Origin of the sequence: Halobacterium bonnevillei, assembly GCF_009831555.1 — an archaeon.
Classification (GTDB): domain Archaea; phylum Halobacteriota; class Halobacteria; order Halobacteriales; family Halobacteriaceae; genus Halobacterium; species Halobacterium bonnevillei.
Genome location: NZ_WUUU01000212.1, coordinates 1 through 4485, shown reverse-complemented (window position 1 = coordinate 4485; position 4485 = coordinate 1). Strand labels below are relative to the sequence as shown.

The window sequence follows — 4485 nt, the reverse complement described above, 5'->3', positions numbered from 1 at the left end:
TGCCCGCGAGCGCGGCGTCTGTTGGCCAGTCGAGGAACGTGGCGGCGAGGCCGACGCCCGCGACGACGAACCCGACAGTGTGGGCGTACCGGTCGGTCACGTCCGCGGGTCGGGGCTACGCCGACAAAGGCGTGCCGTTGTGGACTCGCCGCGTCGGTCCGGCGACCGGGTCGCGGCTGCTCGGCGCGACTGTCCCGTCAGTCCACGACGAGTTCGGTCTTCTCCCGGAGCGCCTGGTCGCCGCGGAGCAGCCCCCTCGCCGCGTCTTTCCCCCACTCGACGGCCGGCTGGGTGAACGTCTCGACGCCGTAGAGTTCGCCGGCGAGCACGCACGCCGCCTCCACGTCGAACAGCAGGCGGCCCAGCGAGCGCTCGTCGACGGCCGGAATCTCGATTCGGACGTTCGGGACGCCGGACTCGGCGAGGCTGGCCTCTGTCGCCTCGAACTCCGCGTCCAGGAGGTCGCCGAGGCTGCCGCCCGCGAGGTAGTCCAGGCCCGACAGGTCGGTGTCGGGGACGCCGTGGTCGTCGCGGTCCCGGGGCCGCAGCAGCGTCACGAGTTTGTCCCGCGGGCCAGCGCGGTACAGCTGGAGCTGGCTGTGCTGGTCGGTCGCGCCGAGGGCGCGCGCCGGCGTCTGCCCGAGGCCGTCCTTCCCCAGCGACTCCGCCCAGAGCTGCGCGAACCACTCCGCGAACGTCTCCAGGGACTCCGCGTACGGCATCATCGCGTTGATTCCCGCGCCCCGGACGTCGAGCGCGTACGCCGTCGCCCCGTACGCGTACGCCGGACAGTCGAACAGCGACCCCGCGAGCGCGTCCATGCCGTCGCGGCCGCCCGCCAGCAGTTCGTCGACGTCGTGGCCCGCCAGCGCCGCAGCGGGCAGCCCAACGGTCGACAGCACCGAGAACCGACCGGGGGCGCCCTCGGGCGCGTCGAGCGCGGGGAGGGCGTGCTCGTCGGCGAGTTCGCGGAGGTTCCCCGCCCGGCCGGTCGTGACGAACGTGCGGTCCGTCCAGTCGACGCCAGCGTCCGTCATCGCCTCGCGGACCACGAGGAAGTTCGCGAGCGTCTCCGCGGTGGTCCCGGACCGCGACACGACGTGCATCGCAGTGCTCGAGAGGTCGAGGCCGTCCAGCAGCGCGGCGACGTACTCGGGGTCGACGTTGTCCAGGAAGTAGCAGTCGAGGTCGCTGTCCAGCGCGTCGACGAGCGTCGCGGCGCCGAGCGCGCTCCCGCCGATGCCGACGGTCAGGAGGACGTCGCTGTCTTCGAACGGGTCGACGGCCGCCCGGATGGCGTCGGCGTCGGCGCGCTCGGGCAGGTTCAGCGCCGCGTACCCGAACTCGCCGTCGGCCATGCCGGCCGCGATGCGGTCGTGGGCGTCCGCGACGCGGTCGTCGAGTCGTTCGAGCGCAGCCCTGGGGACGCCCGGGGTCGCTTCCGCGGCGAGCGCGTTCCCGATGTCGACGTTCATACCTCCATTCGCGTCGGCCGACGGCTTAAGTCGCCGTGCTTCGCGGTCGCGGCTTCGGGCAGCTGCTCGCCGACAGCTGGCGGCGAGTCGCCGTGCTTTTGCTGCGGTAGCGCCGACGCACCGACAATGGGTCGCTTCGACAGTTACTCGGGCCTGCTGACCGCGTTCCCGTACGCCTTCCGGCAGTCGACCTCGCGGCTGTTCCGGAGTTACGTGGTCGTGAGCGCCGCCCTCGGCGTCGTGTTCGCGTTCCTGATGACCGGCGCGTTGCTCGTGCTCATCGGGAACACGGCGGGCGCACGCGGCGGCTCGCTGACGCTCTCGCGGACGTTCTACGTCGTCGTCGGGCTGTTGCTGTTCCTGCCGCTGGTCGCGCCCGTGCTGTTCGTCGCGCGCCGCCACCGCCGAGACCGCCGGGTGGCAGCCGAGTACGACACCGCGCTCGCCGCCGCGGGCTACCTGTTCGCGTTCTCCGTCTACCTGGGCGGCGTCGCGTCGATGCCGGCGCGCTTCGAGACGAACGGCGAGGTGGTGACGCGGCCGCCGCCAGAGGGCCTGTTCGCGCCGGTGGTCGAACTCCTGTACGCGATTCCGCCGGCGGCGTCGCCGCTGGTGCCGCTGGTCGGCGCGCTCGTCGTCTACGCCGCCCACCGCCGCTACGGGTCGAAACACGGAAACGGCGAGCCGGCCTACTCCGGGTGATGACTGACGAGAAGACCGCGACGTTCCTCGTCACCAGCGCGGACGACGAGTCCGCGGTGCTCTCGGACGTCCAGGACTCGCAGGTCCACACGCTCTCGGAGAACCCCGGCGTCGAGGAGGGCGACGTCCTCGACGCGACTGTCGCCTCGGACCCGCCGATGAACGTCACGTACAGCGTCGTCGAAGTCGAGCAGCGCCGGCGCATTCCCGTCGAGACCTCCGACGAGACGCCGACCCGGCGGTCCCGCGAACTGGCCGCCGACCTGGAGGCCGGCGAACTCGAGACGATGGAACGCGCCGGCGTGGGCGAAGTCCACGTCCTCGGCGTGCCCGAGGACTCGGTCGAGGAGACGGTCGAGGACGTGCTGACCGACGAGCAGACCGTCGCGCGCGCCGCCCGCATCGGCATCGACCACGTCGAAATCCGGACCGGCGACGACTTCGTGAGCATCCGCTACATGCCGTAGTCCCGGCGCCTGACCCCGTCGTCGCGCGTCCGGTGGCTGCGTCGCCGGCCTGCAAGGCCTGTCGAAGCCACGCCTTTTAGACCGCCCCCGTTCCAACGAGGGGTGTGAATCAGTGGGTCGCGTCGCTGGAAGATCGGGTCGACCCCATGGTCGGGGTCGCCGTCGCGATTGCAGCCGTCAGCACGAGCGCGATCTTCGTCCGGTGGAGCGGAGCGCCGAGCGTCGTGAAGGCGCTCTACCGCGTGCTGTTCATGACGGCAGCGGTGGCGCCGTTCGCGCTCCGCGACGCCGCCGACCTGCGCGCAATCGTGGGCCGCGACCTCGCCTTCGCGGTGGTCTCCGGGCTGGCGCTCGCCGCTCACTTCGCCAGTTTCTTCGAGAGCCTGGAGTGGACGACCGTGGCGGCCTCGGTGACCCTCATCACCACGCAGCCGATTTTCGTCGCGGTCGGCGCGGCAACCCTCCTGGACGAACGACTCACGCCGCGGATGGTCGGCGGCATGGCTGTCGCGTCGCGGGCGCGTTCACGATGTCGGTCGGCCCGCTCGTTGTCGACCCGCTGATCGGCGGCGGCGACGTCGCCGCGGCGCTCGCCGCCACGTTCGCGGGGAGCTCAGCACAACTCTACGGCAACGCCCTCGCGCTCACCGGCGCGCTCGTCGGCGCCGTCTACACGCTCTCCGGGCGCTCACTCCGCCAGCGGCTCTCGCTGTTCGCGTACACGTTCGTCGTCTACGCGGTGTGTACCGTCGCGCTCGGCGTCCTCGCCGTCGGAACCGGCGCGCCGCTGCTCGGCTATCCACGCAGCGAGTGGCTGCTGTTCCTCGGGATGGCGCTGTTGCCGGGGATGTTCGGGCACACGGTCATCAACTGGGCGCTGAAGTACGTCAAGTCCAGCGTCGTGAGCATCTCCCTGCTGGGCGAACCCGTCGGGAGCGGTCTCCTCGCGCTCGCGTTGCTCGGCGAGGTTCCAGCTGGCGTGACGGTCCTCGGCGGCGTCGTCGTGCTGGTCGGCATTTTCGTCACGACGCGTGCGCGAGCCACGTAAAGCCGATCTCCGGCGAGATTACTGCTGTTCTCCGGCGAGATTACTGCTGTTCTCCGGCGAGACTACTGTTCTGCGGGCTCCGGCCCGGCCTCGCTCTGGACCTCCCACCCGGAGTCGATGCCGCAGGCCTCGCGTTCGACGAACTCGATGGTCGTGTCCTCGTCGAGTTCGCCGTCGCCGTCGACGGCCACGACACCGAGCGGGACGTCCGGACTGTCGCCACAGCACCCGACGTCGAGGAACACGTCCCAGGTGTCCCCCTCGCGAGCGGGGCCTTTCGTCTTCTTGAGGTACGACCGCATGTGGTCGGTCCTGAGCTGGTCTTCGCCCCAGTCGCTGATGTCCGCCGGATACGACACGGTGACACTCGACGTAGCCATGGCCGTGGCTACGAGTGCCACGAGTATACGCGTACCGCCCCCGTTTCCGGGATCCGGCTCCCGACGGCGAGCTCAGGCCGGACGTCGGCCGCCGGTTCCTGTTGGCTGACAGGCGACGCTTTCAAGCTTACTCGCTGCGTACAGTAGCGTACAATGATGGCGACGACACACGCGCTGGTGGGGCTTGCAATCGCCGCAGTCGTCTCCCTCGTCGCGCCCGAGTTCGGGATGATAGCGGCCGCTGCAGGCATCGCGGGCGGCGTGTTCCCCGACCTCGACCTCTACGCGGGGCACCGCCGCACACTCCACTTCCCCGTCTACTACGCGGTCGCGACCGTGCCCGCGGTCGCCGTCGCCCTGCTCGCGCCCGGGACGTGGACGGTCGGGGCCGCGGGCGTTCCGTCCGTCGCCGC

4 protein-coding genes and 2 pseudogenes are annotated in these 4485 nt (G+C 70.9%); 4 read left to right on the top strand and 2 right to left on the bottom strand.

All coding sequences use genetic code 11. The annotated features are described in order from the left end of the window. Nucleotides 1–197: 197 nt before the first annotated feature. Nucleotides 198–1475 (bottom strand): glucose-6-phosphate isomerase, encoded by a 1278-nt coding sequence (locus tag GRX66_RS16810; protein WP_159527546.1) that lies wholly within the window; start codon nucleotides 1473–1475, stop codon nucleotides 198–200. Nucleotides 1476–1601: 126 nt separating this feature from the next. On the opposite strand from GRX66_RS16810, the gene GRX66_RS16805 reads away from it, so the two are divergent. From GRX66_RS16805 to GRX66_RS16795, 3 genes and pseudogenes are all read left to right on the top strand, one after another. Beyond that, nucleotides 1602–2177 carry a hypothetical protein gene (locus GRX66_RS16805; RefSeq protein WP_159527545.1) on the top strand — a complete coding sequence of 192 codons (576 nt, stop codon included), beginning with the start codon at nucleotides 1602–1604 and terminating at the stop codon, nucleotides 2175–2177. Beyond that, nucleotides 2177–2644 carry a DUF5812 family protein gene (locus tag GRX66_RS16800; RefSeq protein WP_159527544.1) on the top strand — a complete coding sequence of 156 codons (468 nt, stop codon included), beginning with the start codon at nucleotides 2177–2179 and terminating at the stop codon, nucleotides 2642–2644. Before GRX66_RS16805 ends, GRX66_RS16800 begins: the two co-directional genes overlap by 1 nt. A 146-nt stretch (nucleotides 2645–2790) precedes the next feature. Continuing rightward, nucleotides 2791–3692: pseudogene (locus GRX66_RS16795) on the top strand (DMT family transporter). Nucleotides 3693–3754: 62 nt separating this feature from the next. Here GRX66_RS16795 and GRX66_RS16790 read toward each other — a convergent pair. Then, nucleotides 3755–4072, bottom strand: coding sequence for a hypothetical protein (locus GRX66_RS16790; protein WP_159527543.1), 318 nt, complete (start codon nucleotides 4070–4072; stop codon nucleotides 3755–3757). Nucleotides 4073–4225: 153 nt separating this feature from the next. On the opposite strand from GRX66_RS16790, the pseudogene GRX66_RS16785 reads away from it, so the two are divergent. Further along, a pseudogene (locus tag GRX66_RS16785) lies at nucleotides 4226–4485 on the top strand (metal-dependent hydrolase); the annotation flags it as partial.